This window comes from Streptomyces actinomycinicus (genome assembly GCF_016741775.1).
GTDB lineage: Bacteria > Actinomycetota > Actinomycetes > Streptomycetales > Streptomycetaceae > Streptomyces > Streptomyces actinomycinicus.
Window position 1 is genome coordinate 1 of the sequence record NZ_JAERRK010000049.1, and the last position, 5,221, is coordinate 5,221.

Annotated in this window: 2 rRNA genes; both read right to left on the bottom strand. The window is 57.3% G+C overall.

Annotation, left to right across the window (positions count from 1 at the left end):
* A 23S ribosomal RNA gene (locus JK359_RS38335) occupies positions 1 to 3,117 on the bottom strand; the annotation flags it as partial.
* Between the two features lie 301 nt (positions 3,118 to 3,418).
* Positions 3,419 to 4,944 (bottom strand): 16S ribosomal RNA (locus JK359_RS38340).
* Between the last annotated feature and the right edge of the window lie 277 nt (positions 4,945 to 5,221).

Genomic DNA, 5,221 nt, shown 5'->3' on the forward strand with positions numbered 1-5,221 from the left:
GGACAAGCCCTCGGCCTATTAGTACCAGTCAACTCCACCCGTTACCAGGCTTCCATATCTGGCCTATCAACCCAGTCGTCTACTGGGAGCCTTACCCCATCAAGTGGGTGGGAGTCCTCATCTCGAAGCAGGCTTCCCGCTTAGATGCTTTCAGCGGTTATCCCTCCCGAACGTAGCCAACCAGCCATGCCCTTGGCAGAACAACTGGCACACCAGAGGTTCGTCCGTCCCGGTCCTCTCGTACTAGGGACAGCCCTTCTCAAGACTCCTACGCGCACAGCGGATAGGGACCGAACTGTCTCACGACGTTCTAAACCCAGCTCGCGTACCGCTTTAATGGGCGAACAGCCCAACCCTTGGGACCGACTCCAGCCCCAGGATGCGACGAGCCGACATCGAGGTGCCAAACCATCCCGTCGATATGGACTCTTGGGGAAGATCAGCCTGTTATCCCCGGGGTACCTTTTATCCGTTGAGCGACGGCGCTTCCACAAGCCACCGCCGGATCACTAGTCCCGACTTTCGTCCCTGCTCGACCCGTCGGTCTCACAGTCAAGCTCCCTTGTGCACTTACACTCAACACCTGATTGCCAACCAGGCTGAGGGAACCTTTGGGCGCCTCCGTTACCCTTTGGGAGGCAACCGCCCCAGTTAAACTACCCATCAGACACTGTCCCTGATCCGGATCACGGACCCAGGTTAGACATCCAGCACGACCAGACTGGTATTTCAACGACGACTCCACCTGAACTGGCGTCCAAGCTTCACAGTCTCCCAGCTATCCTACACAAGCCGAACCGAACACCAATATCAAACTGTAGTAAAGGTCCCGGGGTCTTTCCGTCCTGCTGCGCGAAACGAGCATCTTTACTCGTAGTGCAATTTCACCGGGCCTATGGTTGAGACAGTCGAGAAGTCGTTACGCCATTCGTGCAGGTCGGAACTTACCCGACAAGGAATTTCGCTACCTTAGGATGGTTATAGTTACCACCGCCGTTTACTGGCGCTTAAGTTCTCAGCTTCGCCCACCCGAAAGTGAGCTAACCGGTCCCCTTAACGTTCCAGCACCGGGCAGGCGTCAGTCCGTATACATCGCCTTACGGCTTCGCACGGACCTGTGTTTTTAGTAAACAGTCGCTTCTCGCTGGTCTCTGCGGCCACCCCCAGCTCAGACCGTAAAGATCATCACCAGGAATGGCCCCCCTTCTCCCGAAGTTACGGGGGCATTTTGCCGAGTTCCTTAACCATAGTTCACCCGAACGCCTCGGTATTCTCTACCTGACCACCTGAGTCGGTTTAGGGTACGGGCCGCCATGAAACTCGCTAGAGGCTTTTCTCGACAGCATAGGATCATCCACTTCACCACAATCGGCTCGGCATCAGGTCTCAGACACATGATGTGCGGATTTGCCTACACACCGTCCTACACCCTTACCCCGGGACAACCACCGCCCGGGATGGACTACCTTCCTGCGTCACCCCATCACTCACCTACTAACCGCTTGGTCCGGCGGCTCCACCACTCCCCTTTGCCCGAAGGCTCCGGGGCGGCTTCACGGCCTTAGCATCACGATGCTCGATGTTTGACGCTTCACAGCGGGTACCGGAATATCAACCGGTTATCCATCGACTACGCCTGTCGGCCTCGCCTTAGGTCCCGACTTACCCTGGGCAGATCAGCTTGACCCAGGAACCCTTAGTCAATCGGCGCAAACGTTTCTCACGTTTGTATCGCTACTCATGCCTGCATTCTCACTCGTCAACCGTCCACGACTACCTTCCGGTGCCGCTTCACCCGGCAGACGACGCTCCCCTACCCATCACAGCACCCGTTGGGGCTATATGCTGCAATGACACGACTTCGGCGGTACGCTTGAGCCCCGCTACATTGTCGGCGCGGAATCACTAGACCAGTGAGCTATTACGCACTCTTTCAAGGGTGGCTGCTTCTAAGCCAACCTCCTGGTTGTCTGTGCGACTCCACATCCTTTCCCACTTAGCGTACGCTTAGGGGCCTTAGTCGATGCTCTGGGCTGTTTCCCTCTCGACCATGGAGCTTATCCCCCACAGTCTCACTGCCGCGCTCTCACTTACCGGCATTCGGAGTTTGGCTAAGGTCAGTAACCCGGTAGGGCCCATCGCCTATCCAGTGCTCTACCTCCGGCAAGAAACACACGACGCTGCACCTAAATGCATTTCGGGGAGAACCAGCTATCACGGAGTTTGATTGGCCTTTCACCCCTAACCACAGGTCATCCCCCAGGTTTTCAACCCTGGTGGGTTCGGTCCTCCACGAAGTCTTACCTCCGCTTCAACCTGCCCATGGCTAGATCACTCCGCTTCGGGTCTTGAGCGTGCTACTGAATCGCCCTGTTCGGACTCGCTTTCGCTACGGCTTCCCCACCCGGGTTAACCTCGCAACACACCGCAAACTCGCAGGCTCATTCTTCAAAAGGCACGCAGTCACGAGATACAGCAAGCTGCATCCGACGCTCCCACGGCTTGTAGGCACACGGTTTCAGGTACTATTTCACTCCCCTCCCGGGGTACTTTTCACCATTCCCTCACGGTACTATCCGCTATCGGTCACCAGGGAATATTTAGGCTTAGCGGGTGGTCCCGCCAGATTCACACGGGATTTCTCGGGCCCCGTGCTACTTGGGTGTCTCTCAAACGAGCCGCTGACGTTTCGACTACGGGGGTCTTACCCTCTACGCCGGACCTTTCGCATGTCCTTCGCCTACATCAACGGTTTCTGACTCGTCTCACAGCCGGCAGACTGTGAAAGAGAGATCCCACAACCCCGCATGCGCAACCCCTGCCGGGTCTCACACGCATACGGTTTGGCCTCATCCGGTTTCGCTCGCCACTACTCCCGGAATCACGGTTGTTTTCTCTTCCTGAGGGTACTGAGATGTTTCACTTCCCCTCGTTCCCTCCACACTGCCTATGTGTTCAGCAGTGGGTGACAGCCCATGACGACTGCCGGGTTTCCCCATTCGGAAACCCCCGGATCAAAGCCTGGTTGACGACTCCCCGGGGACTATCGCGGCCTCCCACGTCCTTCATCGGTTCCTGGTGCCAAGGCATCCACCGTGCGCCCTTAAAAACTTGGCCACAGATGCTCGCGTCCACTGTGCAGTTCTCAAACAACGACCAGCCACCCGTCACACATCGCTCACGCGATGCTTCACCGGGGCCGGCGACTGAAGGAAGATCATTCCCTCAGACACCCAACAGCGTGCCCGGCCAGAACCCGTCCGGAGATCATGCGTTCCACGCTCTGACGAGCAGTACTAGCAGCCCCCGACCCGGAATCCAGGCCGAATAATCAACGTTCCACCCATGAGCTGACCACCGTCGATCGTTCGCCGACGTAGTGGCTCTGGATCTCTTACGAGATCTAGATGCTCCTTAGAAAGGAGGTGATCCAGCCGCACCTTCCGGTACGGCTACCTTGTTACGACTTCGTCCCAATCGCTAGTCCCACCTTCGACAGCTCCCTCCCACAAGGGGTTGGGCCACCGGCTTCGGGTGTTACCAACTTTCGTGACGTGACGGGCGGTGTGTACAAGGCCCGGGAACGTATTCACCGCAGCAATGCTGATCTGCGATTACTAGCGACTCCGACTTCATGGGGTCGAGTTGCAGACCCCAATCCGAACTGAGACCGGCTTTTTGAGATTCGCTCCACCTCACGGTATCGCAGCTCTTTGTACCGGCCATTGTAGCACGTGTGCAGCCCAAGACATAAGGGGCATGATGACTTGACGTCGTCCCCACCTTCCTCCGAGTTGACCCCGGCGGTCTCCTGTGAGTCCCCATCACCCCGAAGGGCATGCTGGCAACACAGAACAAGGGTTGCGCTCGTTGCGGGACTTAACCCAACATCTCACGACACGAGCTGACGACAGCCATGCACCACCTGTACACCGACCACAAGGGGGCGCCTGTCTCCAGACGTTTCCGGTGTATGTCAAGCCTTGGTAAGGTTCTTCGCGTTGCGTCGAATTAAGCCACATGCTCCGCCGCTTGTGCGGGCCCCCGTCAATTCCTTTGAGTTTTAGCCTTGCGGCCGTACTCCCCAGGCGGGGAACTTAATGCGTTAGCTGCGGCACCGACGACGTGGAATGTCGCCAACACCTAGTTCCCACCGTTTACGGCGTGGACTACCAGGGTATCTAATCCTGTTCGCTCCCCACGCTTTCGCTCCTCAGCGTCAGTAATGGCCCAGAGATCCGCCTTCGCCACCGGTGTTCCTCCTGATATCTGCGCATTTCACCGCTACACCAGGAATTCCGATCTCCCCTACCACACTCTAGCTAGCCCGTATCGACTGCAGACCCGAGGTTAAGCCTCGGGCTTTCACAATCGACGTGACAAGCCGCCTACGAGCTCTTTACGCCCAATAATTCCGGACAACGCTTGCGCCCTACGTATTACCGCGGCTGCTGGCACGTAGTTAGCCGGCGCTTCTTCTGCAGGTACCGTCACTCTCGCTTCTTCCCTGCTGAAAGAGGTTTACAACCCGAAGGCCGTCATCCCTCACGCGGCGTCGCTGCATCAGGCTTTCGCCCATTGTGCAATATTCCCCACTGCTGCCTCCCGTAGGAGTCTGGGCCGTGTCTCAGTCCCAGTGTGGCCGGTCGCCCTCTCAGGCCGGCTACCCGTCGTCGCCTTGGTGAGCCATTACCTCACCAACAAGCTGATAGGCCGCGGGCTCATCCTGCACCGCCGGAGCTTTACAACCAGAACCATGCGGTTCCGGCTCATATCCGGTATTAGACCCCGTTTCCAGGGCTTGTCCCAGAGTGCAGGGCAGATTGCCCACGTGTTACTCACCCGTTCGCCACTAATCCCCACCGAAGTGGTTCATCGTTCGACTTGCATGTGTTAAGCACGCCGCCAGCGTTCGTCCTGAGCCAGGATCAAACTCTCCGTGAATGTTTTCCCGTAATCGGGATGAACACCACGAGAGCGGAACCACCGGAGGAATAGTCCGGCGGTTCACAGCGTCCTCGCTGTGTTTTTTCAAAGGAACCTCGTCCCGATCGTGATGACCGGAGACGGGGTATCAACATATCTGGCGTTGATTTTTGGCACGCTGTTGAGTTCTCAAGGAACGGTCGCTTCCTTTGTACTCACCCTCGCGGGCTTTCCTCCGGGCGCTTCCCTTCGTTCTTGCGTTTCCGACTCTATCAGATCTTTTCTCGATCCGATT